20 protein-coding genes are annotated in these 24,142 nt (G+C 68.5%); 10 read left to right on the top strand and 10 right to left on the bottom strand.

Features of this window, described 5'->3' with window-relative positions; all coding sequences use genetic code 11:
• Positions 1 to 101 precede the first annotated feature (101 nt).
• The 6 genes from ACAG24_RS23010 to ACAG24_RS23035 all read left to right on the top strand — a co-directional run bounded on the left by ACAG24_RS23010 (position 102) and on the right by ACAG24_RS23035 (position 7,308).
• Positions 102 to 1,991, top strand: a complete 1,890-nt coding sequence (locus ACAG24_RS23010) for an ABC transporter ATP-binding protein/permease (protein WP_370474783.1) — start codon at positions 102 to 104, stop codon at positions 1,989 to 1,991.
• Positions 1,992 to 2,036: 45 nt separating this feature from the next.
• A complete protein-coding gene (locus ACAG24_RS23015) occupies positions 2,037 to 3,947 on the top strand; it encodes an ABC transporter ATP-binding protein/permease (protein ID WP_370474700.1) in 1,911 nt (636 codons plus the stop codon).
• Positions 3,948 to 4,062: 115 nt separating this feature from the next.
• Complete coding sequence (locus ACAG24_RS23020) at positions 4,063 to 4,779, top strand: lasso peptide biosynthesis B2 protein (protein WP_370474701.1); 717 nt, start codon at positions 4,063 to 4,065, stop codon at positions 4,777 to 4,779.
• 35 nt (positions 4,780 to 4,814) lie between these two features.
• Positions 4,815 to 6,560, top strand: coding sequence for an asparagine synthase-related protein (locus ACAG24_RS23025; RefSeq protein WP_370474702.1), 1,746 nt, complete (start codon positions 4,815 to 4,817; stop codon positions 6,558 to 6,560).
• 71 nt (positions 6,561 to 6,631) lie between these two features.
• Positions 6,632 to 6,814, top strand: coding sequence for a hypothetical protein (locus ACAG24_RS23030; protein WP_370474703.1), 183 nt, complete (start codon positions 6,632 to 6,634; stop codon positions 6,812 to 6,814).
• 14 nt (positions 6,815 to 6,828) lie between these two features.
• Positions 6,829 to 7,308: a DUF6636 domain-containing protein gene (locus ACAG24_RS23035; protein ID WP_370474704.1), complete on the top strand. Its 480-nt coding sequence runs from the start codon at positions 6,829 to 6,831 to the stop codon at positions 7,306 to 7,308.
• Here ACAG24_RS23035 and ACAG24_RS23040 read toward each other — a convergent pair.
• The 4 genes from ACAG24_RS23040 to ACAG24_RS23055 all read right to left on the bottom strand — a co-directional run bounded on the left by ACAG24_RS23040 (position 7,305) and on the right by ACAG24_RS23055 (position 11,844).
• Positions 7,305 to 9,005 carry an ABC transporter ATP-binding protein gene (locus ACAG24_RS23040; protein ID WP_370474705.1) on the bottom strand — a complete coding sequence of 567 codons (1,701 nt, stop codon included), beginning with the start codon at positions 9,003 to 9,005 and terminating at the stop codon, positions 7,305 to 7,307. The genes ACAG24_RS23035 and ACAG24_RS23040 overlap by 4 nt on opposite strands.
• Positions 9,006 to 9,087: 82 nt before the next feature.
• A complete protein-coding gene (locus ACAG24_RS23045; RefSeq protein WP_370474706.1) occupies positions 9,088 to 10,590 on the bottom strand; it encodes an FAD-binding protein in 1,503 nt (500 codons plus the stop codon).
• Positions 10,587 to 11,081 carry a VOC family protein gene (locus ACAG24_RS23050; RefSeq protein WP_370474707.1) on the bottom strand — a complete coding sequence of 165 codons (495 nt, stop codon included), beginning with the start codon at positions 11,079 to 11,081 and terminating at the stop codon, positions 10,587 to 10,589. Before ACAG24_RS23050 ends, ACAG24_RS23045 begins: the two co-directional genes overlap by 4 nt.
• Positions 11,082 to 11,163: 82 nt before the next feature.
• Positions 11,164 to 11,844 carry a TetR/AcrR family transcriptional regulator gene (locus tag ACAG24_RS23055; RefSeq protein WP_370474708.1) on the bottom strand — a complete coding sequence of 227 codons (681 nt, stop codon included), beginning with the start codon at positions 11,842 to 11,844 and terminating at the stop codon, positions 11,164 to 11,166.
• A gap of 106 nt (positions 11,845 to 11,950) precedes the next feature.
• Here ACAG24_RS23055 and ACAG24_RS23060 point away from each other — a divergent pair, with 106 nt between their 5' ends.
• Entirely contained in the window at positions 11,951 to 12,391 is a 441-nt protein-coding gene (locus ACAG24_RS23060) for a nitroreductase/quinone reductase family protein (protein WP_370474709.1), read from the top strand.
• Here the strand turns inward: ACAG24_RS23060 and ACAG24_RS23065 are convergent.
• The 5 genes from ACAG24_RS23065 to ACAG24_RS23085 all read right to left on the bottom strand — a co-directional run bounded on the left by ACAG24_RS23065 (position 12,388) and on the right by ACAG24_RS23085 (position 18,468).
• Entirely contained in the window at positions 12,388 to 13,119 is a 732-nt protein-coding gene (locus ACAG24_RS23065; protein ID WP_370474710.1) for an Rv1815 family serine proteinase, read from the bottom strand. The genes ACAG24_RS23060 and ACAG24_RS23065 overlap by 4 nt on opposite strands.
• Before the next feature lie 115 nt (positions 13,120 to 13,234).
• Positions 13,235 to 14,641: an NAD(P)/FAD-dependent oxidoreductase gene (locus ACAG24_RS23070; RefSeq protein ID WP_370474711.1), complete on the bottom strand. Its 1,407-nt coding sequence runs from the start codon at positions 14,639 to 14,641 to the stop codon at positions 13,235 to 13,237.
• Positions 14,642 to 14,651: 10 nt separating this feature from the next.
• Positions 14,652 to 15,530, bottom strand: coding sequence for a sterol desaturase family protein (locus ACAG24_RS23075; RefSeq protein WP_370474784.1), 879 nt, complete (start codon positions 15,528 to 15,530; stop codon positions 14,652 to 14,654).
• 61 nt (positions 15,531 to 15,591) lie between these two features.
• Complete coding sequence (locus tag ACAG24_RS23080; RefSeq protein WP_370474712.1) at positions 15,592 to 17,172, bottom strand: carboxylesterase/lipase family protein; 1,581 nt, start codon at positions 17,170 to 17,172, stop codon at positions 15,592 to 15,594.
• Between the two features lie 93 nt (positions 17,173 to 17,265).
• Complete coding sequence (locus ACAG24_RS23085) at positions 17,266 to 18,468, bottom strand: MFS transporter (protein ID WP_370474713.1); 1,203 nt, start codon at positions 18,466 to 18,468, stop codon at positions 17,266 to 17,268.
• Between the two features lie 67 nt (positions 18,469 to 18,535).
• On the opposite strand from ACAG24_RS23085, the gene malQ reads away from it, so the two are divergent.
• The 3 genes from malQ to ACAG24_RS23100 all read left to right on the top strand — a co-directional run bounded on the left by malQ (position 18,536) and on the right by ACAG24_RS23100 (position 22,594).
• The gene (malQ, locus tag ACAG24_RS23090) at positions 18,536 to 20,680 is read left to right on the top strand and encodes a 4-alpha-glucanotransferase (protein ID WP_370474714.1); all 2,145 of its coding nucleotides are present in this window, start codon (positions 18,536 to 18,538) and stop codon (positions 20,678 to 20,680) included.
• A 90-nt stretch (positions 20,681 to 20,770) separates the two neighbouring features.
• Positions 20,771 to 21,892, top strand: coding sequence for an L-talarate/galactarate dehydratase (locus tag ACAG24_RS23095; RefSeq protein WP_370474715.1), 1,122 nt, complete (start codon positions 20,771 to 20,773; stop codon positions 21,890 to 21,892).
• A gap of 18 nt (positions 21,893 to 21,910) precedes the next feature.
• Positions 21,911 to 22,594: a FadR/GntR family transcriptional regulator gene (locus tag ACAG24_RS23100; RefSeq protein ID WP_370474716.1), complete on the top strand. Its 684-nt coding sequence runs from the start codon at positions 21,911 to 21,913 to the stop codon at positions 22,592 to 22,594.
• A gap of 3 nt (positions 22,595 to 22,597) precedes the next feature.
• Here the strand turns inward: ACAG24_RS23100 and ACAG24_RS23105 are convergent, their stop codons facing one another.
• Positions 22,598 to 24,130: a tripartite tricarboxylate transporter permease gene (locus ACAG24_RS23105; RefSeq protein WP_370474717.1), complete on the bottom strand. Its 1,533-nt coding sequence runs from the start codon at positions 24,128 to 24,130 to the stop codon at positions 22,598 to 22,600.
• Positions 24,131 to 24,142 lie beyond the last annotated feature (12 nt).

The raw sequence follows: 24,142 nt of genomic DNA on the forward strand, positions 1-24,142 counted from the left end.
CGCTCTGGGCAGCACATTTGCGTGTCCAGAACGCCCCTGCGCGACAGAACCTGCGGTAACTTCGGATCGCGCGGAGGGGAGGTCGCCCGGCTGTGGAGACGGTGAACGCACAGACGTTCCAACCGACGCTCGACTGGGGCGGCGAGTTCCTCAATTCCCTGCAATGGGCGGCGACGACGTTCGTGCTGACCGCGTTGTGCCTGCTGGTGATCCTCGTCGCGCTCGCCCGGTTCACCGAGTGGGGACGCCAGTTCTGGCATGTCACCGGCGATTACTTCCGCGGCAGGAACAGCATCGCGGTGTGGGTGATGCTCGCGGCGCTGCTGCTGTTGGTGATCATCTCGGTCCGCATCAACGTCCTGCTCACCTACTACGTCAACGACCTCTTCACCTCGCTGCAGGTCGCATTCCAGGGCGGCATGTCCAGCGGAGTCGCCGGCTTCTGGGCGTCGATGCGCGTGTTCGCCGTCCTCGCGGTCTGTTTCGTGGTGCGGCTGCTGGTGGACATGTACCTCACGCAGCGGTTCGTGATGCGGTGGCGGGTCTGGCTGAGCAGGCGCTTCATCGACGACTGGCTCGGCGACCTGTCCTACTACCGCGCCCAGTTCTCCGGACGTCCCATCGACAACCCGGACCAGCGCATCCAGCAGGACGTCGACGTGTTCACCACCGGCGTCGGCGCGCTGCCCAACAATCCGATCTACAACTCGAGCAACACACTGCTGTTCGGCGCTGTCGAGGCGGTGCTGTCGGTGCTGTCGTTCGGACCGATCCTGTGGAGCCTGTCCGAACCGGTGACCGTCGGCGGGCTGACGCTGCCGCGCGCGCTGTTCTGGATCGTCGTCGTCTACGTCCTCGTCGCGACGATCGTGGCGTTCGTCATCGGACGGCCGCTGATCCGGTTGAACTATCTGAACGAGTTGCGCAACGCGGGCTTTCGTTACGCGCTGGTCCGGGTGCGCGACGCGGGGGCCGCCATCGGGCTCTACCGGGGCGAGTCCGCCGAACGCACGGTGCTCAGGGGCCGGCTCGACTCGGTGATGGACAACTATCGCGGGTGGCTGCACCGCACGATGCTGTTCTTCGGCTGGAACGTGTCGGTCAGCCAGACGATCAACCCGCTGCCGTGGCTCGTCCAGGCGCAGGGCCTGTTCGCGCAGCGGATCACGTTCGGAGACGTGTGGCAGTCGTCGAACGCCTTCGGCGCGATCCACGACTCCCTGTCCTTTTTCCGGAATGCCTACGACCAGTTCGCGAGCTACCGCGCGGCGATCATCCGGCTCGACGGGCTCGTCGACCAGAACACCCGCGCAGGTGCGTTCACGGCGGTGCACACCGAGCACTCAGGCAACGGCGCGTTCGTCGTCGACGGCGTCGAGGTGCGCAAGCCCGACGGCTCGCCGCTGGTGCACACCCTGGACCTGCAGGTGAAATCCGGTGAGGGACTGGTGATCACGGGTCCGTCGGGAATCGGGAAGTCGGTGCTCGTGCAGAGCCTCGCCGGAATGTGGCCCTACGCGTCGGGGCAGGTGCGGATGCCCGACGGTCGCGACGAGGCCATGTTCGTCCCGCAACTGCCCTACTTCCCCGTGGGCGACCTGCGCACCGTGGTGTCCTACCCGCAGCCGTCGGGTGCCTTCGCGGACGCCGCGATTCAGCAGGCGCTGCTGGACGTGGCCCTTTCGCACCTGGTGATCCGTCTCAACGATGACAAGGACTGGGCGAAGTCGCTGTCCGTCGGCGAGCAACAGCGGGTCGCGTTTGCCCGAATCCTGGTGAGCCGGCCCAAGACTGTGTTCCTCGACGAATCGACCTCGGCCATGGACGAGGGTCTCGAGCAGATGCTCTACGAGGTGCTGCGCACCCAACTGCCCGACACCATCGTCGTCAGCGTGAGCCACCGCCAGTCGGTGCAGCCGTTCCACACCAGCAGGCTTGAGCTGACCGGCGGCGGCCGGTGGCGGCTGGAACGACTCGACGCCCCGGCCTGACGCCTCCAACACGCTGCGCGCAGGCGGGCGCGGTACCTTGCCCGGGTGGATAACTTCACACCGACCCTGGACTGGGGTAATGAGCTCTGGACGTCGCTCTGGTGGATCGCCAAAGCCTGGGTCATCGCCGCGGTGTGCACCATGGTGGCCCTGGTCCTGATCGCCAAGTTCACCACCTGGGGCAGGCAGTTCTGGCGCGTCACCCGTGGCTATTTCGTCGGTCGCGACAGCATCATCGTCTGGGCCTGGCTGGCCGGTCTGCTGCTGTCGGTGATGATCGGTGTGCGGCTGTCGGTGCTGTTCACCTTCCAGGGCAGCGACATGTCCACCAGCTTCCAGGTCGTCGCCGGCGGTCTGCTGAGCGGTGACGACGCGGTTCGCCAATCCGGTGGCGACGGCTTCTGGATGTCGCTCGGCATCTTCGGCATCCTCGCCGTGGTCAACATCGCGCAGGTGATGCTCGATCTGTATCTCGCGCAACGGTTCATGCTGCGGTGGCGTGCCTGGCTGACCGAGGAGCTCACCGGTAACTGGCTCGACGGCAAGGCGTTCTACCGGGCACGCTTCATCGACGACACGATCGACAACCCGGATCAGCGCATCCAGGCCGACATCGACATCTTCACCGCGGGCGTCAGCTCGCAGCCGAACACGCCGGGCAACACCTCGACGTCGACGCTGCTCTTCGGCGCGGTGTCCTCGATCGCGGCGATGGTGTCGTTCACCCAGATCCTGTGGAATCTGTCGGGGCCCGTCGATCTGCCCTTCGTGAATTTCGCACTCCCGAAGGCGATGTTCTGGATCGGAATCGCCTACGTTCTGTTCGCCACCGTCATCGCGTTCTGGATCGGTCGGCCGATCATCCGGCTGTCGTTCAACAACGAGCGATTCAACGCCGCCTTCCGGTACGCCCTGGTGCGTCTGCGAGACGCGTCGGAGGCGGTCGCGTTCTACCGCGGCGAGGTCGCCGAACGGTCGGGGCTGCGGCGCCGATTCGCGCCCGTGGTCACCAACTACAAGAAATACGTCAACCGGATGACGGGGTTCTTCGGCTGGAACATCTCGATCACGCAGGCGCAGGAACTCATCCCCTACGTCGTCCAGTTCAACCGGTTCTACACCGGCGAGATCACGCTCGGGCAGCTGTCGCAGACGGCTGCGGCGTTCCGCGAGATCCTGACCGGCCTGTCGTTCTTCCGCAACGCGTACGACAACTTCGCCGGCTACCGCGCGGCGATCATCCGTCTGCACGGCCTGGTCGTCGCCAACGACGAGGGCCGCGAGCTGCCGACGCTGTCGGTGGCGCCCAGTGCCGGCGGCATCGAATTCGACGATGTCGAGGTCCGCAAGCCCGACGGCACCCGGCTGATCAATCCGATCGATCTGCGCCTGAGCGCCGGCGACACACTCGCGGTCACGGGCGTCTCGGGAACCGGTAAGACCACGCTGCTTCGCAGCCTCGCGCAGCTGTGGCCCTACACCACCGGCACGTTGCGCTGCCCCGCCGGCCCGAACGAGACGATGTTCCTGTCGCAGATGCCCTACGTGCCTCTCGGCGACCTGCGCACGGTGCTGTCCTATCCCCGGCAGGCGGGTGAGATTCCCGACGGCGAGCTGACCACCATGCTGAACAAGGTGGCGCTGCCACATCTCACGGACCGTCTCGACGAGGAGCAGGACTGGGCGAAGGTGCTCTCCCCGGGTGAGCAACAGCGCATTGCGTTCGCCCGGATCCTGCTGACCAAACCGAAGGCGGCATTCCTCGACGAGGCCACCTCGGCGCTCGACGTCGGCCTGGAGACGATGCTCTACCGGATGGTCCGCGAAGACCTGCCCGATGCCATCCTCGTCAGCGTCGCCCACCGCGGAACCGTGATCAGCCACTGCGATCAGGAGCTGGCGCTGCTCGGCGGTGGCGAATGGCGGTTCGGCCCCAGAGGGGCCGACGCACCCTAGGCGCTGGTTTGCCAGTTTCCCGTGCCGTGGGACTCGCGGAACGGAAACAGCACGTTCACCTGACATACGGCGTAGTCGCGCCCAATTGATGCCGACGTTGCCTTAAGTTGGTCGCGTGGACCGTCGCGATACGCCAGGCATCGGTGCGGCGCCGACGCTGCCGCGACTGTTCCGCGGCGGGCATATTCGCTGCGTCGAGATCTCGGATCAACTCGTGTTGCTCGACGTATCGGCGGGCACCTACGACGTGGTCGACGAGGTCGGCACGCAGATGTGGAAACAGCTCCTGCTGGACCCGCGGGAGCGCGACATCGCTTGTCTGGCAGACCGATACGGCGTGCCGCTGTCGGTGATCACGACCGACTTCGTCGACTTCGCCGCAGCGCAGCAGGCGGCCGGGCGGCTCTGCACCGACGCGCCGCGATGCGCGCCGTCCGGCGCGCGGGTGCCGAAACGCCGCCCGACGGTCTGGCGCGCTCTGCGGGAGCGGGCCGCCGTCGAGCGGGAGCTGAGGAAGGGCTTTGCGGACGCCTACGCCACGTGCACCGGTCCTGCTGCCGACGGCACGCCGCCCCGACACCCGGTGGAGCGCTCGGTGCGGCAGTTCCGCACTGCCGACGGCCTCTACCCCGCCCGCGAGGCCCCGCTGGACTGCCTTCCGCGTTCACTGGCGCTGACGCGGTTCCTGCGGATGGCCGGGTGGCCGGCGCGGCATGCGATCGGGGTGGCACTCCACCCGTTCGAGGCGCACGCGTGGGTGGAACTCGACGGCGTCCCACTCGACGAGAACCCCGCGTCGCTGCTGCGCTACACCAAGATCGCCATCGCCTGATGAAACCGGAACCGCCTCCGTTGCACGGTTTTCTGGTGGTTCTGCCTTCCGACGCCGCCACTGCTCGCGGGTGGCCGGAGGCGGAGGGGGCGGGCCAGGCCGCCGTGTGGTTCCACGGCTACCTCGCGCACCCGGCCCGCCTGCGGGCGCAGTTGGGCCTCGACAGCGGCGCCTCTGAGGGCCGAATCGTGTCGGCGGCCTGGCGGCGCTGGCGCGCCGACGTGACCGAGCGTGTGGTCGGTGAGTACGCGGCGGTGATCGCGACCGGCTCAGATGCCGTGGTGGTGGGCGACCGCATGGGCCTGCGACCGTGCTACATCGCGAACGCGTCGGCAGGCACCGTGGTGTCGACCGACCTCGGGGTCCTGGCCCGCGAAACGGGCGCATGGCGAGACCCGGACGAACAGTATCTGGCGGACCTGCTCGCCGCGGGCATCCATCTGGGCACGCGCACGCCCTACCGCGACATTCGGCGCCTCGGCATGGGCGAGACCGCCACCTGGAGCTCGAACCGGCTGACGGTGTCGGGCGGCTGGCGCCCGACGGCCACACCGATTCTCGGCACCGCGCGCGAGCACGAAGAACTGCTGCGGGCCACCGTGCAGGATGCCGTCGCCGGGGCGATGCCGGCCCGCGGAGGCGCCGCGGTCGAGCTGTCGGGAGGGTTGGACACCTCCACCGTTTTGGCCGTCGCCGCCCGGCAGGCGCCGGTGCACGCTCTGAGCTTCGTCCACCCGGGCTCGCCCGGAAGCGACGAGACGGAATGGATCGAGGCAGCGCTGCAGTCCACCCCGGCCCAGTGGTATCCGATCGATGCCACCGAGCACGAAATCTTCGCTGCCGGGCCCGATTTCGGCAGATTCCTGGCCGCTCCGTCGCGGCGGATCCTCAACTGGTCATCGAGTGAGGCCGAGGACGCGGTCGCGACGCGACTCGGTGCGTCGACGGTCCTGACCGGGGAGGGCGGCGACGCCGTGTTCCTGGCGGGGCTTCTGCCGTGGTATCTCGCCGACCTGTTGCGCACCGGTCGATGGGTGCGGCTGCGTAAGGAGCTGCGGGCCTGGGGTGTTCGGTCCGACGTGCGGCGGTCCGCGACGTTCTGGTTGCGCCGCGCCGCGATCGACGGGCTGGTGCGCTGGCGCGAGCGCCGGACGCTGACGCTGCACCCGCCGAGACCGCTGTCGGTGACGGCACCGTGGCTGGCGCCCGAGTATGTCGGCGCCCTCGGCCTGGAGGGCAGAACGGACCGCACGACGTCGCTGCGGGTGCCGTCGGTACACGGTCAAGCTGTTCTGGAAAATGTGGTGAGGTGTGCCGAATTCGCCCGCAGCCGACAGGTCATCCCTTCGGGAACGGCGCAGGTGCGGCATCCGCTGCTCGCCCCCGCTCTGGTGGATCTGGCGTTGCGCACACCGTGGCAGGTCGCCGCGGACCCCCGCATCGACCGTGCCGTGCAGAGGTATGCGTTCGCGGGTTTGGTCAGTGACACCGTCCTGCGCCGGCGATCCAAGACGATCGCCGACGAGGCCGTCGTGAACGGCTATCGACGTCATCCCCGCTGGCAGGAGTACCTCTGCGACAGCCCTCTCGTCGTGGGTCGCGGCTACGTCGACGCAGACGGTTGGCGGAATGCGCTGCAGTCGCTCGGGCGCGGCGGAGGGGTCGCGCAACTCTACTCGGCGATCCAGGTCGAAGTCTGGCTGCGGCACGTAAACCACGCGGGTCCCCCGGTGCTGCTCAGTCCCCCGGGCCGAGTGCCGCAGGCCAACGATACAAATTAGCTGTACAAGCCTCTGCGAATGGATTCGATCTGGGTTACCCTGTGGTCAATTCACACTTCTCAGGGGGAGACATGAGCATGCAATCCAAGCCCTATTCGGCGCCGGGTGTGGCCCACGTCGGCGATGCCCGCGACGTCACGCAGGGTAGTGGCAACTACCTGTCGGACAGCAGCACCGGGTACGGCTACATGGGCTGGTACGCACGGCATCTCGACACGCCCGACACGGTGGCTGCCCTGCCTCCCCGGGCGTGATTGCGGCGACCGGCATGTCAGCCGAGCGATTGCAGATCGCTGTCGGCGCGTGGGCAATGGCCGCGGGCGTGGCCTCGGCCGTCGCGCTGGGGCCGGCGGCGGGCGCCTCTCCGGACACCGTTCCGGTGCAGACGCCGCCCAAGCTGGTCACCGAGTTGACCGGCTTCCAGTCACCCAGCGGCAACGTCGGGTGCTATATCGACGCGACAACCGTGCGCTGCGACATCGCCGAACGCGACTGGGCGCTACCGCCCCGACCCGCCGACTGCTACTCCGGGATCGACTTCGGGCAGGGTCTCGTCCTCTCCGATGGCCAGGCCCGCTTCGTCTGCGCCGGCGACACCGCGCTCGGCTACGGCGACACCCTGCAGTATGGCAGTGCCATCGCCGCCGGAACCCTGCGGTGCGAGAGTGCCGAGTCCGGAATGACGTGCCGGGACAACGCAACTGGGCACGGTTTCGTGATCAGTCGGCAGGCCTACCAGATCTTCTAGTCCGCGGTGGGGCCCGCTCGCCGGACCACTCGACCCCCGTCGACCACGAGAACCTGGTCGCAGTGCTCGAGCGTGGCTCGGTGGTGCGCGACGATGATCAGAGTGCGGTGTTCGCGTTGCCGAATCAGCGTGTCCACCATGGCGGACATGTTTTCCCGATCGAGGTGCGCCGTGGGCTCATCGAGAAGGACGAGCTCGGCCGGGGACAGCAGCGCCCGCGCGATCGCCACCCGTTGGCGCTGCCCACCTGACAGCGCGCGGCCACGGTCGAGAACGTCGGTGTCCAGACCGTTCGGCAGCCCGTCGACGAAGCCGTCGAGATTGACCTTCCGCAGCGCGTCGAAGATGTCCTCGTCCGAGGCATCCGGACAACCCATCGCGAGGTTGTCACGCAGGGAGCCGTGCAGCACCGGATTGTCCTGCTCCACCAACGCGATTCGACGTCGCAGTTCGGGCAGTGCCAGCTGGGGGTAGGGGCGGCCGTCGAAGACGAGCCGACCCTCGTCGGGTTCGTGGAAGCGGCACAGCAGCGCAAGCAGAGTGGACTTGCCACTGCCCGACGGCCCTATCACCGCGGTTACCTGGTTGCGGTGCACTGTGAAGGACACCTCGCGCAGAACACGGCGGCTGCCGTAGGCGAATCCGAGGTGTTCGGCCTCGATCAGCGCGGGCCTCGCGGTCGCCGCGGGGAGGTCGGCGGCCGGGCGGGGCGCCGCCGCGAGTTTCTCGGTGGGCAGCGCAAGGATCTCCTGGATCCGGTTGTCGGCGGCCGCCGCGGTGTGCATCGACGTCAGCCCCTGGTAGACATCCTGCAGCGGCGCCAGCGAGTACAGCGCGAGGAGGAACAAGGTCACCAGCTCGCCGACCGATATCGCGCCGGCAGACACGCGGGTTGCCCCGACGACCAGGACCACCACCAGCGAGCCCGTCGCGGTCATCCGCATGACCGGTGCGGAGAGGGCGGCAAGGCCCGCCAGTCGCATGCCCGCGCGGCGCGCATCGCCGGCGGCCTCGCCGATCAGCGCTTCGTGACGGCGTTGCGCACCGGACATTTTCACGGTGCGGATCGCTCCGAGCGTTCGCTCCAGCCGTGCTCCGTGCTCCCCGACGGCCTGCTGGCGGGCAGCAGCCGCAGCTCCGGCCCTGGCCAGCAGAAGGCTCCCGCCGAGGAACGTCGTCGCCACGACGGTCAGGACGGCGGCGGCAAGGGGCGCATCGATGCCCACCATCAAGGTGCCGGCCACCACCAGCGTGCCCACCCCGATGACCACCCGGCTGACCTTGCGCGGAAACTCTTGCAGCTCAGTGGTGTCGGCGATCGCGCGTGCGACCAGGTCTCCCGCCCTGAGGCGGTCCAACTCCCCGACGGGCAGGGCGATCAGGTGGGCGGCATAGGCGCGCCGCCGGTCGTACACCACAGCCTCGCCCAGCCGGTAGAACAGATAGGTGTCCGCCGCCTCGGCGACGATCGCGATCGCGAATGCGGCCGCGAGGAGCAGTGCCGAGGCCCACGAGACTCCGCCATGGGATGCCTCGTCGACAGCGCGCCCCGCGATCAGCGGTTGCGTCAACGCCGCCGCGCTCGCCAGGGCCGCGGTCGTCATCGCCACCGCCATGGCCCGCCAGTGGCCGCGCAACAGACTCTGCGCCACCCCGAGCACTCCGGCAGCGCGTTCAGGCGGCGACAGGGGAACCACCTAGGGATTATCGGCCAACGACGACTTCACTGCTCGCATCCGATGTTTCGTGTTGCCCGGTCGGACCTGCCGCGGAACCGTTCTAGACGTCGGCCTGCTCGCCCACATGCCGGGCTGCATGCTCCCCCGCCCGCCGTCCGAAGAACGAACCCTCGCCGAGCTGCGTGCCACTGGCGTAACCCTTGCCGTCCTGGGCGATGTTGCACGCGCACGCCCCGGCTGCGTACAGGCCCGGCACGGGGTCGCCGCCCTCGCGCAGCACCTCACCGTCGATCGACACGGTGAGCCCGCCCATCGTGAAGCCGGAGTACATCGCCCGGCCCAGTGACAGGTCGAACACCGCCCACGGGCCGTTGTCCTGTGCGGCAACGTATTCGGGCTGCTTGTGGAAGTCGGGGTCGTGACCATCGGCGGCGTTGGCGTTGTAGCGCTCCAGTGTCGCCGCGAAGTTGCCCGCCGGAATGCCCAGCTCTGCCTCCAGTTCGTCGATTGTCTCGAATCCGTCGAGGAATCGGATGAGCGGCATCTCGGGCATCTCGGTGTGTGCCTCGTCGACGATGAGGTAGGCCGTCTGTTCGGGCTGTTCGAGCACGAAAGCCGAGGTTCGCGCATGATAGGAGTCCTCGGCGACGAACCGCTGACCGTCCTTGTTCACGATGAGGCCGGTGAGCAGGATCTCCGGCGGGTAGGCGGCGGCCGTGATGAACAGCTGGTCGAGGTTGCTCGCGACACCGCCCGCCGAGACACCGAGCCCGATGCCCAGCCCGTCGTCGTGCGGGTTGCCCAGGATGTAGGGGGCCACCGTGCCGTGGTGCTTGGTCTTGCGTTCCTGCCCCAGCGCCGGGGTGTATTCGGCGACCATCTCGGCATTCATGGCGAAGCCGCCCGCGGCGATGATCACCGATTTCGCCTTGACGTCGCCGGTTTCGGTGAAGTGCTTCCACCGCACGCCCGCCACCGCGCCGTCGTCGTCGAGGACCAGCGCTGCCGCCCCTGTCTCGTAGCGGATCTGCACACCGAGGTCGGCGGCGCGCTTGACCAGCAGGTCGATCACCATGGCGGCGCCCCCGAGCTCACCGGGAACGGGCACGGAGTGGCCGCGCGGAGCGGGCTTGGCCTGCTCGCAGAACGGCCAGACTTTCTCGTTGCCGGTGTAGGACAGCCCCTCCGTTCCCGGCGGCACGACGACCTTGCCCGGGTAGTAGCTGCGTTCGAACTGAAAGCCAAGCGCCTCAAGCCAATTGAAATGTTCGACGCTGCCCTCGCAGTAGGCGCGGATCTTGTCGTGCTCCGGGTCGCGGGACTGGGTGACGAGGTATTTGTACATCTCCTCGGCCGAGTCCTCGTGGCCCGTGGCCTGCTGAACCGCGGTGCCGCCACCGAGGTAGAAGTGGCCTCCGGCCATCGACGTCGTTCCGCCCGCGGCGGCGGCCTTTTCCAGGACGAGAACGCGGGCACCGGCCGCGGCTGCGCTGACGGCAGCGCAGCCGCCCGCGATGCCGAATCCGAGAACCACGACGTCGGCCTCATCCGACCACGAGGTGACGTCACCGGCACGCACGGTCTCCGGGATGTTGATGGTCAATTCTGCTCCTCTTTGATGTGGCTGAAGAACGCGCGGATCTCCGGTGGTATGTATGCGAATTCGACGAACGGCACACCCGCCTGCTCGGCGGACACGTACGCGAACCGCATGCCCCCGGGCATGGTGCCGGCCATCACGACGGCGGCACCGTCGCGTTCGGCAGCGCCGATGGCGGCATCGAAGCTGTCGGGGTCGGGAGCCGCCACGCACACGTGGTGCAGCCCCGGCCCACACCGGTCGAGGAATTCGGTGTAGATGCTCGGGCCCTGCACCGGGGCGATGACCTCCAGTTGGGTCTCGCCCGCGTAGCTCAGCGAGACGTCGGCGACGAAGTCCGCGGGTTCCCCGCGGTACGTGCACGAATCCGGACCGAAGTGCACGGCGGGCATGCGGATCCACTTCGTGGCACCCAGCAGCGCCGTCAGCGTCGCCTCGGTGGCGGCGAGGTCGCGGGTCACCCAGGCAATCTGGACAGGTGTCTGGTCAAGCATCGAATCGAGAATATCGCCCTGGGGCGACACAAGCTAGAACGTGTTCTAGTTAGGTCGGCAGGAGACGACCTCGAGCCCGTTGTCACCGACACAGCATGTCGGTCAGCATTGCCACCTGCATGTCGAACACCGGCGCCGGATCGACGAAGGTGTCCGGACCGTACTGGCCGAACACCTCCAGGCTGATCGCTCCGACCAGGCCCGCCCACAGGGTCAGGCAGCCGCCGACGACACCGTCGCCCCCGGGGAAGTCGAATTCATCGCGCAGGCCGTCGAAGTCACTCGAAAGGTGCTGCGGCACAACTAATTCCGAGGTATCGACGTCGCCGGCGGTGATGCCGTCGGCGATCACGCCGAACAGCGCGCCGACGACGCGGGTGCCGGGGTCCACCGTCCGGTTCCTCGGCGCGTGATAGCCCGGAACGGGGCTTCCGTAGAGCAACGACCACCGCGCCGGGTGTCGCACCGCCCACGCGCGGGCCGCCCGCGCCATCGCGACCAGCCGGTCGCGCCAGCTTCCGGCGCAGTCGTCGCGGGCGGCTTCGACGGAGTCGGCGAGCTCGGTGTAGGCGTCGACGAGCAGGAGCGTCAGGAGGTCGTCTCGGCTGGCGACGTAACGGTAGACCGCCGACGACACCATGCCCAGGTCCCGGGCGATGGCGCGCAGCGACAAACCGGCGGCCCCTTCGGTGACGAGTTGTTCGCGGCCGAGCTCCACGATCTGGCGCTCGATCCGGTCCCGCGATTCCTGCCGCTTGCCCACGGCCACAGTCTGACACAAAGAGATCAGTGCTCTTGAATTCTGCGCCCAGGCGTGGCACGGTGGCTTTGAGAGAGCGATGCTCTCGTTTTTATGGAAGGAGAGACCGATGCCGAAGCGCTACGACCGACCCGGATGGGGTGCGCGGGTCTTCAACGATGCGATCCGCAGGCTCGCCGAGGTCGGGATCAGCATTCAGGGCAGCACCGCGGTGCGGGTCCGAGGACGCACGAGTGGCCGGCTGCGCGGCGTCGTGGTCAACCTGCTGACGGTCGACGGGCGCCGCTACCTCGTGTCACCGCGCGGCGACACCCAGTGGGCCCGCAACGCGAGGGCCGCCGGCTGGGTCGAGGTGGGCCCACGTCGACGTTCCCGCTCGCACCCGATCGTCGAGGTGTCCGACGAGGCCAAGCCCGACCTCTTCAAGCCGTATCTCGATCGGTGGTATTGGCAGGTGAAAGGTCACGTGGGCGGTCTGACGCCGGAGTCGAGCCGCGACGAGATGCGCCGAGCGGCCCCGTCGATCCCGGTGTTCGAGCTCGTCGGTTAGCCGGCGACGGGCTGCGGGAGCTGGGCCGACGCGGCGGAGATGGTGTCTGCCTGGGCCTGCTGGCTGGCAACCTGCCACGAGATCGCGGCGGGGAACGTGCCCCAGGTGCTGTTGAAAAGGCCGATCAGGACGGTGCGTCCGTCGGACAGCGTGGTGTAGACCGGGCCGCCGGAATCGCCTTTGCGGCTGACCACACCGTTGGCCATCGTGAACCATCCGTTGTTCACCGACTCGATCGTGCCGCAGCTCTCACCCGTGACGACACCGAAGTGGCACACCGGCATTCCCTTCGCGGGCAGTACGGCCGGGTCGGTCACCAGCACCTTGCCGCCGGGCAGCACGTTGTTGATCATCACGCCGGGATGGAGGTGGATGACCTCCCAGTCCGTGATCTGGTGGTTGGTGTCGACCGTCATGCCGTCGGGGGTGTTGTCACGGAACGTGCCCTGCGTGCCGATCGGGGTTCCGAACTTGTCCGAGACGGTGCCCGAGGCGCGGCAGTGGCCTGCGGTGTAAGCGGTGCGGGTCTGCGGATCGACGTATCCGAGCGTGCACAGCACGGTGTCCTGGTGGATCTCCATGCCCGGAAAGACGAGGACGCCGGGCTGCGCGTGGACGGGCGGCGTCGCGACAGTGACGACGAACAGCGGAGCGAGCAGGGCCAGCAGCAGCTGAACCAGTCGCCGCGGCGGCCGCGCGGATGCGGATACAGACCTTGAGAAAGACACTGCGCCTCCGACCCCGTGATGACCCGATTCCCCAGTACCCGTTGGCACTGCTGGTGTAACTGGGTCATCGCGGTTCTATAAAGCGGCGTTACACGCGAGTTGTCGAACCGCGACCTCAGGAGTCGAAGCCGAGACCCGCGGCGTCGAGGGTCCGCAGCAGCAGGTTGCGACGCCCCGCGGAATGGTCGGCGCGGTCCAGCGACCAGCGGGTGGCCTGGATGCCGACGCTGGCCAGCGGCTCCGGCGGGAACGGCAACGGCTTGCTGCGCACCATCTCCAGCTGCGTCCGCGGTGTGGGTGTCCCGTCGAGCAGATCGAGGCAGACGTCGGCGGCGAACCGGGCGGCGCCGACGCCGAGCCCGGTGAATCCGTTCACGTAGGCCACCCGCCCCTCCCGGGCCAGTCCCCAGTGCGCGCAGAACCGGGTGTTGGTGTCGATCGCCCCTGCCCACCGGTGGGTGAACCGGACATCGTCGAGTTGCGGGAAGGTGATGAAGAAGTGGGCGGCCAGCCGCCGGTAGGTCTCCTGCCGCTCCTCGTAGGACGAATTGACGCGCCGGCCGAAGTGGTAGACGGCGTCGTAGCCGCCCCACACGATCCGGTTGTCCGCAGACAGCCGGTAGTAGTGAAATTGGTTGGCGGAGTCGCCGATTCCCTGCCTGCCGCGCCACCCGATCCGGCCCAGCTGTTCGTCGGTCAGCGGCTCGGTCGCGAGCACATAGTCATAGACCGGCACCGTGTAGAGCCGGTTGCGCCGCAGCAGGCTCGGAAAGACGTTGGTGGCCAGCACGACGTGCCGGCACAGGATCGCCGACCCGCTGGTGTAGACGCGCAGCGCCGCGCCACCGGACTCGATGCGCGACGCAGCGGTGTGTTCGAAGATGTCGACCCCGGCCTCCCGGCAGGCGCGCGCGAGCTCGAGGGCGAGCTTGGCGGGGTTGACGATCGCGCACGAATCGGCACTGAGCAGTCCCCCGAGGAACGTCGGCGAATGCACCTGATCGCGAACCTGCTCGAGATCGAGGAAGTCGCCATGGCCGTCGGCGGCCGACTCCTCGAGCCATTGCACCTGGTGCGGCTCGGTGGCCACGCCCAGCATGCCGGTGCGCTCCCATTCGACATCCAGCCCGAGTTCGGCGATCTCGGCCTGCATCCCGTCGAGGTTCTCCACCCCCATCGCTTCGAGGGTGTCGATCTCGTTGGGCCAGCGCGTCTTTCCGTTCTCGTACCCGTGGGTCAGGCTGGCGTCGACGAATCCGCCGTTACGTCCCGAGGCGGCCCATCCGATGCGGTCGGCCTCGATGAGCACGATGCGGCGGTCGGGGTGACGCCGCGCCGCGTGCAACGCGCTCCAGAGCCCCGTGTAGCCGCCGCCGATGACGAGCAGGTCGCACGTGACGGGACCGGCGGTGGCGGGGTATTCGGGGCGCGGAATGTCCAGCCACATCGACCCGAGCGTGGTCGCGGCAAGCGAACGATCGATCAGGGCTGGGTCGACAGGGGCATCGAAGACGGTCTCCACATGCCGAACACTACGGCGTGGCATGGGCCTGCCGGGCCGGGCTCGGCGCGGTGGTGGGCTGCCAGCCGGGCGGCCCGAAGATGTAACCGAGCTTGGCGCGCAGTCCGCGCGCAGCGCGCACGTCGCGCCCGATCGCGGCGTACTCGCGCGTCTGCAGCTTCCAGATGTTGAAGGTGTTCACAGGCTTGGTGAGGCCGTAGTGGGGGCGGAACTCCTCGGCCTGGAAGCTGCCGAACAGCCGATCCCAGATGATGAGGATCCCGCCGTAGTTTCTGTCCAGATACAGCTGATCCATCCCGTGGTGGACCCGGTGGTGTGACGGGGTGTTGAAAACGAATTCGAATGGCCGCCACAGCTTTCCGATGCGCTCGGTGTGGATCCAGAACTGGTAGATCAGGTTGAGCGAAAAGCTGAAGAACACCATCCACGGCGGGACGCCCAGCAGTGGCAGCGGGAGCCACATCAGGATCTCTCCGCTGTTGTTCCATTTCTGGCGCAGCGCGGTCGCGAAGTTGAAGTACTGGCTGGAGTGGTGCGCCTGATGGGTCGCCCAGATCAGCCGGACCCGGTGCGCAGTGCGGTGATACGCGTAGAACAGCAGATCGACACCGAGGATCGCGATGACCCAGGTGTACCACTGCGACGCCGAGAGCTGCCACGGCGCCACGTAGGCGAAGATCGCGGCATATCCCAACAGCGCCAGGAACTTCCACGCGCCCATGGTCGCGACCGATACCAGCCCCATCGAGATGCTCGCCCGCGCGTCTCTCGTGTGATACGCGCCGCTGGCGGGCCGATCCTCGAGGTCTTCGAGCTTGCGCGCGGCGGTCCACTCGACGATCAGCAGCAGCAGGAAGAACGGGATGGCGAACAGCACGGGATCGCGCATCTGCGGCGGAAGGAAATCCAGGAACTCCACGGCGAGCACCTCCGAGGTGAGTGTACGGCGCTTACAGGAAGCTCAGGACGTCGTCGCCCCACGCGCGGCGCACGTCGACGTCGAGATCGTCGACCACCGAGTCGTGCTTGTCGATGACCAATGTCGCGCGGTCGTCGGCGCCGTAGGGTCGCCACTGCGGTTCACCTGCCGGGCCGTCCGGCGAGCCCTCGGCGGCGAAAGTCGCCCACCGGGTCTGCATCCGCTTCGACACCTCGGTGCCCGCTTTGCGACCACCGAGCGCGAACGTCGGGTCCTTGCGTCCGGACCCGAAATTGCCCCAGACGAACGGCAGTTCGGTCGCATGGGCGGCGTGCAGCCGCGCGAGTCGCAGAAGCGGCGTCGCGAAGTCGAACCGGTAGAGGTACACGGGCGCGACGGTGCGGTGGCCGTCGGCGAACCAGATCGACGGCATGCGGAAGCCCAGGTCGCTGGTCAGGCCTAGGCCCCAGGACTTTCCGGTCCTCCCGCGTCGACGGTAGGTGCCCTTCAGGACATCCTCGCCGGGCAGCGCCAGGTCGGGTTGCTCGGCGGCGATCTCGGCGAACATGGCCTTGATGGACTCCGGCGCGATCGGCATCAGCGGGGACTTCATGTACCGGAACAACGCAGCTTCGTTCTTGTTGGTGCCGATGATCAGCGGGACGGCGTGCGTCTTGCCGTCCCTGGCCAGATTGACCGGATAGTCGGGCAGCAGGTCGCCGTCCACGGTCGGCGCGAACGCGAGGGTACCCGGCGTGCGCACCGGGACCTCGTTGAACACCGTCCGCGAGGCCTCGATCAAGACCTCCAGCGGCGCGGTGGCCAACGACGCCAGGTCGTCCCTTCCGGCGCCGAGCACCTCGAGGAAGCGCTCGGCGACCCGGCGGGCCCGGCCCCGGTCGTAGATCGACGTGGCCGGCGCGCTCTGGGCGATCGCCGCACCGAACAAGCCCGCCGCGGCCGGGCTGCCGAGCAGCGACGTGACGACACCGCCGCCTGCGGATTCGCCGAACAACGTGACTCTGCCGGGGTCGCCACCGAAGGCGGCGATGTTGTCGCGCACCCAGTGCAGAGCGGCGAGGACGTCGCGCAGGCCGACGTTGGTCGCGAACCGACCGGAGTCGTCTCCCAGGGTGGAGAGCTCCAGGAAGCCGAGGGCCCCGAGCCGGTAGTTGAGCGTGACGACGACGACGTCGCCTGCGGTGGCCAGCGCACGACCGTGATACAGCGGCTGGCTCGCCGAGCCCAGCACGTAGGCCCCACCGTGCACCCACACCATCACGGGCTTGCCGTCGCCGGGCTGGGTGCCCGAGGGCGCCCACACGTTCAGGGCCAGAAAGTCCTCGCCCTGCGGGGCGCCGAGGTCGAGAGGAATCTTCGGATCGGTCGGCTGCGGGCACACCGGCGCGATGCGTCCGGCGTCGGCCGGCTCGGTCCAGGCCTCGGGTGGTTCGGGGGCGCGCCAGCGCAGCTCCCCGACCGGCGCGGCGGCGTACCGAACACCCCTCCAGGACATGACGGTGCCGTCGTCGACGCCTCGGACCGGTCCGTTCGTCGTGTCCACGACGGGACGGTCGTGTTCCGAACTTCGGGCGGTCGCCTCCGCGGTCATGCCGAGCTCCTTCGGTCGATCGGTACGCCAGTGTACCAGCGATGCGCGCTGATCATTCCCCGCGCGACGTCTGCATGTCTCCCTCGGCCACGCTCAGGGCGTGTCAGCACGGCTCCGCCGTGCACCCAGCGCCCCGGCGAGCACGAGCAGCGCGACGCCGGCGACGGGAACGGTGAGCAGCCCGATCCGCAGGCTGCTCGCATCGGCGACGACACCGACGATCAGCGGGGCGCCGAGGAATCCCAGCCGCATCAGCCAGGTCAGCAACGTCAGCCCGGTGCCCGCGCGCAACCCCGGCAGCTCGTCGGCGGCGCGCATCGCGGCCGGCACCACCGTCGCGACCCCGAGGCCCGCGGCCGCGAAACCGGCGATGGTGCCCGGCACCGTCGGGAAGGCCAGCGCGACGCCCATGCCGACGGCCGTGAGGACGCCGCCGGCGCGTGCCACCGCCCGGTCGCCGTATCGGTCGACGAGCCGGTCACCGACCATCCGGCCGACGAACATGAAGCCGACGAGAGCGACGTAACCGAGCACCGCGACAGCGCCGGGGGCGCCCAGACTGTCCCGCAGGTACAGGGTGGCCCAGGACGAGCCGGCGTCCTCGACGGTCGCGCCCGCCACCGCGATGCCCACCAGCGCCGCCAGCGTCAGGAAGATCAATCCGCCCGTCTTGGCGCCGCCGGCGTCCTGCGTCGCGGGGTGGCTGTCGTGGTCGGGGCCGTGTAGCAGCGAGGGGTAGGCGACGGCGACGACGGCGCAGAAGACCACCGCCGCGAATCCGAGGTGGATCCCGCGCGGAATGTGCAGCGCGATGGCGCCCGCGCCCATCAGACCGCCGAGGATCGCCCCCACCGCCCAGATCGCATGGAGCGAGTTGATGATCGACCGGCCGTAGTTGCGTTGCAGGCGAAGCCCGTTGACGTTCTGGGCGACGTCGGTGATCGCGTCGCACGCGCCTGCGACCAGAAGTGCTGCCGCGAAGATCAACGGCGTCGTGGCCACCCCGGCGACCACGATCAGCGTCGCGAGCGCCACCGTCGTGGCGACGGCGACACGCGCGGACTGGAAACGCCGCACCAGTGCGCCCGCGGTGAGGCCGGCCAGCAGGGCGCCCACCGAGAATGACGCGACGGACGCGCCGTAGGCGGCGTTGGACATCCCGAGGTCGGTCTTGATCTCGGGGAAACGTGGCAGCAGATTCGCGAACAGCGCGCCGTTGGTGAGAAACAGGGCGGCGGCGGCGATCCTGGCCCGGCCGTCACGCGCCTCGCCGCCGGCCGGCGGTTCAGACGCCATGATGGTCGACCCTACCGCCGTCTTCGTCACCGCTTGCGCACGGGCTTCACAGGGCAAGATTGGCGCCATGTCCGATGACACCGAGCTGTCCGATTCGCTGATCGAACTCGCACACCGCTACGGGGTGGCGACCGAGTACACCGACTGGACCGGCCGCGCGGTTGCGGTGTCCGCGTCGACCCTGATCGCGGTGCTGGATGCCCTCGGCGTCGCGGCGGCCACCGAGGCGGACCGCGCCGACGCCCTGGCCGCGCGCGATCGCGACCACTGGGCGCGCCCGCTGCCACCGACGATCGTCGGCCGTTCCGGCGTGACGACGCCGTTCTGGGTCCATGTCACCCACGGCGACCCGGCCAGGTTGTGGCTGCGGCTCGAGGACGGCAGCGTGCGCACCGGCCTCCGACAGCTCGAAAACAACACCCCACCTTACGATCTCGACGGCAGACTGATCGGCGAGGCCACCTTCGAGCTGCCCGCGGACCTGCCCATCGGCTATCACCGGCTGCATCTTCAGGTCGGCTCGTCCGACGTCGGTGCCACCGTGATCGTGTCGCCGTCGTCGCTGCCGCGCTCGGTTTCGCCGGCGACGGGGCGAACCTGGGGGCTGGCCACCCAGCTCTACAGCGTGCGCTCCCGGAACTCTTGGGGCACCGGCGATTTGACTGACCTCGCCGATCTCGCGGTGTGGTCGGCGGCACGGCACGGTGCGGGCTTCGTGCTCGTCAACCCGCTGCATGCGGCGGCGCCCGTCGCGCCGATGGAGCCGTCACCGTACCTGCCGACGTCGCGGCGGTTCGTCAACCCGCTCTACCTCAGGGTCGAAGCGGTGCCGGAGTTCGCCTACCTCAGGCACCGTGGCCGCATCCGGAAAGCGCGGGTCCAGGTGCAGGCGCGCGCCAACCGCTCGACGCGCATCGACCGCGACGCGGCGTGGAAGGCCAAGCGCGCCGCGCTGGAGGCGTTGTACCTGGTCGAACTGTCGGAAGGTCGCGACATCGCCTATCAGGCATTCCAGGAGCGCCAGGGGCGCAGCCTCGACGACTTCGCCACCTGGTGTGCGCTGGCCGAGCAGCACGGAGCGGACTGGCATCAGTGGCCTGAGGAGCTCCAGCATCCTCATGGCGACGCGGTGGCCGAGTTCGTCGAGCGGCATCCCTCGGAGGTGGACTTCCATCGTTGGCTGCAGTGGCTGGTCGACGAGCAGTTGTCGGCCGCCCAGGATGCGGCCGAGCGGGCCGGTATGGAACTGGGCATCATGCACGACCTCGCCGTGGGTGTGGATCCCGACGGCGCCGATGCCTGGGCTCTGCAGGACGTGCTGGCACTCGGCGTGACCGCAGGAGCTCCGCCGGACGAGTTCAACCAGTTGGGTCAGGACTGGTCGCAGCCGCCGTGGCGTCCGGACCGATTGGCCGACGCGGCGTACGAACCGTTCCGGGCGCTCGTCAGCTCCGTGCTGCGGCATGCGGGCGGCGTCCGGATCGATCACATCATCGGCCTGTTCCGGCTGTGGTGGATCCCGAAGGGCTCGCTGCCCACGGTCGGCACGTATGTGCGCTACGACCACGAAGCGATGATCGGCATCGTCGCTCTGGAGGCGCACCGGGCCGGTGCCGTGGTGGTCGGCGAGGATCTCGGCACCGTCGAGCCGTGGGTGCGTGACTATCTGCGTGATCGCGGGCTGTTCGGCACGTCGATCCTGTGGTTCGAGATGACCGGCGAAGGCCGGGAGCCGTTACCCGCCGACCGCTGGCGGGAGTGCTGCCTTTCGGCGGTCACCACGCACGATCTGCCGCCGACCGCCGGTTATCTGGCCGGCGAGCACGTGCGGCTGCGCGACGAACTCGGCCTGCTCACCCGATCCGCCGACGAAGAATTGGCCGCCGACCGTGCCCACCAGGACGCCTGGCTGGCCGAGCTCCGGCGCGTCGGTCTGCTCCCCGACGCCGAGGCGGACCTCGATCAGGTGGTGCTGGCATTGCACCGCTATCTCGGGCGCACACCGTCGCGACTTCTGTCGTTGTCGCTGGCCGACGCCGTCGGCGAGGTGCGCGCCCAGAATCAGCCGGGCACGGTCGACGAATATCCGAACTGGCGGGTTCCGCTGAGCGGCCCGACGGGCAGGCCGGTGCTTCTCGAAGACGTCTTCGGCGATCCCCGGGCAGCGGCGCTGTGCGAGGCGATGCGGTCCGCCGTCCGACCCCAGAGCTGATTCGCGAAGTCGGCGGCACAGCCTTCCTTGCTGCCCAGATAACTTGTATGATGAGTTGCGTTACTTGTCATACAACTAAGTGAGGTCCCTGTGTCCGATCGCATCCGCCACCTGAAGCTGTCGCACGTCGTGCTCCCGCTGGAGACTCCGGTCAGCGACGCGAAAGTGTTGACGGGCCGCCAGAAACCCCTTACCGAGACGGTTCTGCTCTTCGTCGAGGTGCGCACCGAGGACGGTCACACCGGAACCGGTTTCAGCTACTCGAAGCGCGCAGGCGGGCAGGCGCAGTACACGCACCTCAAAGAGATTGCCGAGGTCGCGATCGGGCAGGATCCGTCCGACATCGACCGGATCTACCAGTCGCTGCTGTGGGCCGGAGCGTCGGTCGGCCGCTCCGGCACCGCCACCCAGGCCATCGCGGCGCTCGACGTCGCCCTGTATGACCTGAAAGCCAGGCGGGCCGGCCTGCCGTTGGCGAAACTTCTCGGCGCCCATCGTGATTCGTGCCGGGTGTACAACACCTCGGGCGGCTTCCTGCAAGCCTCCGTCGACGAGATCAAGGAGAAGGCAAGTGCTTCCCTGGCCGCCGGCATCGGGGGAATCAAAATCAAGGTGGGACAACCAGATTGGCATACCGACCTGGCCCGCGTCGCGGCGCTGCGCGAGCACCTGGGCGAGGCTCCGCTGATGGTCGACGCCAACCAGCAGTGGGACCGCGCCCGCGCCCGCAGGATGTGCCGGGAACTCGAACAGTACGACCTGATCTGGATCGAGGAGCCTCTCGACGCGTGGGACGCCGTCGGGCACGCCGACCTGAGCCGCACGTTCGACACTCCCATCGCGACCGGGGAGATGCTCACCTCCGTCGGCGAGCACATGGCGCTCGTCGACGCCGGCTACCGCGGCATCGTCCAGCCCGACGCCCCGCGCATCGGTGGCATCACGCCGTTTCTGCGGTTCGCGACACTTGCCTCGCACGCGGGCCTGGCCCTGGCGCCCCACTATGCGATGGAGATCCACCTGCATCTGGCGGCAACCTATCCGACCGAACCGTGGGTGGAGCACTTCGAGTGGCTCAACCCGCTGTTCGACGAGCGCATCGACATCCGCGACGGCCGGATGTGGCTGCCGGAGCGGCCGGGCCTCGGATTCACGCTCAGCGACCGGATGCGGGCGCTGACCGTGGAGTCGGCCGAGTTCGGCGCGCGGTGACCGCGCGATGATGTGGTCATGACGACCACCATGGCGGCGCGGGTCGTCGCCGGACTGAAAGACAAGATCTTCGCCGGCGACCTCCCCGCCGGGGAGAAACTGCCGTCGGAGGCCGAGCTCATCGAGGAGTTCGGGGTGTCGCGCACCGTGGTGCGCGAGGCGGTGACCCGGCTGCGGGCCGAGGGGCTGGTGGAGACGTTCCAGGGCCGCGGCTCCTATGTGCTCGCACTCCCCCGGTCCACGGCGTTCACCGTCGGGCCGGTCGAGATCCGAACTCAGCGCGACGTGCTCGACGTCGTCGATCTGCGCCTCGGGATCGAGAGCGAGGCCGCCGCGCTGGCCGCCGCCCGCGCGGACGCATCGGGCCGCGACTCGGTGTGCGCCGCGCTCGCCGACTTCGAAAGTGCTGCGCCCGAGGACGCCGTCGAAGCGGACTTCCGCTTCCACCGGGCCGTCGCCGCGGCCTCCGGCAACCGGTTCTTCCTCGACCTGCTGGACTCGCTCGGTCCGATGACGATCATGCTGGCCCGCACCCGGCTCGGTGAGGAGCACTCGATCGTGCACGCCGACCACGCCGAGCGGGTGTTACGCGAACACGGCGACATCGCCGCCGCGGTCGTGGCAGGCGATGTCGAGACCGCCCGGGCGGCGATGCGGGTGCACCTGGGCAACACCCGGCGCCGCCTGGATTCCGGCGGGTGACGGTCACACCCCGAGTTTGTCTGTCTCCGTGGCCTTTTCGTCCCGCCCGGCCCGGTCCTTGCGCCCCTTGAGCAGGTGCCGCACCAGCGGCAGCACCGCCAGGCCGACGAACACGGCCAGCAGCACACCGGAAATCGGCCGGGTGACGAAACCGGTCGGGTCGCCGCCGAAGATCAGCAGGGACCGCCGGGTGCTCGACTCGATGATCGAACCCAGCACGAACGCCAGCACCATCGGTCCCGGGTCGAAGCCGGCCTTCTTCATCAGATAGCCGACGATGCCGAACGCCACCATGAGGAAGATGTCGAACGTCGAGTTGTTGATCGTGTAGACGCCGAGCAGCGTGATCAGTGCGGTGATCGGCGCCAGGATGGCGGGCCGCACCCGCAGGATGCGCACGAACATTCCGACCAGGGGAACCGACAGGATCAGCAGCAGGATGTTGCCGATGTACATCGAGTTGATGACGCCCCAGAACACGTCGGGATGCTCGTCGACCAGCTGCGGACCTGGGGACACCCCGAGGATCAGCAACGCCCCGAACAGCATCGCCATGGTCGCGTTGGCGGGCAAGCCGATGGTGAGCAGCGGGATGAAAGACGACGTAGCTGCGGCGTTGTTGGCCGTCTCGGGGGCGGCGACACCCTCGACCGCGCCGCGGCCGAATCGTTCCGGGGTCTTGCTGCGCCGCTTCTCGGTGGCGTAGGCGACGATCGACGACAGCACCGCACCGCCGCCGGGCAGGACGCCGAGCACGAAACCGATGACCGATCCCCGGCCGATGGCCCCCGAGGACTGCCGCAGATCTTTGCGCGACGGCCAGACGTTGCCGACCTTGGCCGGCGGTGATGCCTTGCGGTGACGCTGCTCGAGGTTGTAGAGGATCTCGCCGACGCCGAACAGCCCCATGGCGACGACGACGAAGTCGATGCCGTCCGCGAGCTGCAGGCTGTCGAACGTGAAACGCGAAGCGCCCGTGAAGCTGTCGCGTCCCACGGTGGCCAGCAGGAGGCCCACCGCGCCAGCGATCAGCGCCTTCAGTTTGTTGCCGCTGCCGATGGTTGCGACGAGCAGCACCCCGAGCAACGCCAGCGCCGCGTACTCGGGCGGGCCGAAGTCGAGTGCGACGCTGGCCACCACGGGTGCCAGCAGGGTCAGACCGATGATCGAGATCGTGGCTCCCACAAAGGAACCGATGGCCGCGATGCCCAGCGCCGTGCCCGCCCTGCCCTGTTTGGCCAGCGCGAAGCCGTCGAAGACGGTCACCACCGACGACGCCTCGCCGGGCAGTCTCAGCAGCACCGAGGTGATGGTGCCGCCGTATTGGGCGCCGTAGTAGATGCCCGCAAGCATGATGATCGCCGACACCGGGTCGATGGTGTAGGTGATCGGGAGCAGGATGGCGATGGTGGCCGCCGGCCCCAGCCCCGGCAGGACGCCGATGACCATGCCGATCAGCACGCCGACGAGGCAGTAGAGCAGATTCTGGGGTTCGACGACCAGTGCGAACCCGTCGAGAAATGCGGTGAAGTCCATGTTCGAAGGTCG

It is taken from the genome of Mycobacterium bulgaricum (genome assembly GCF_041287165.2).
Classification (GTDB): Bacteria; Actinomycetota; Actinomycetes; order Mycobacteriales; family Mycobacteriaceae; genus Mycobacterium; species Mycobacterium bulgaricum.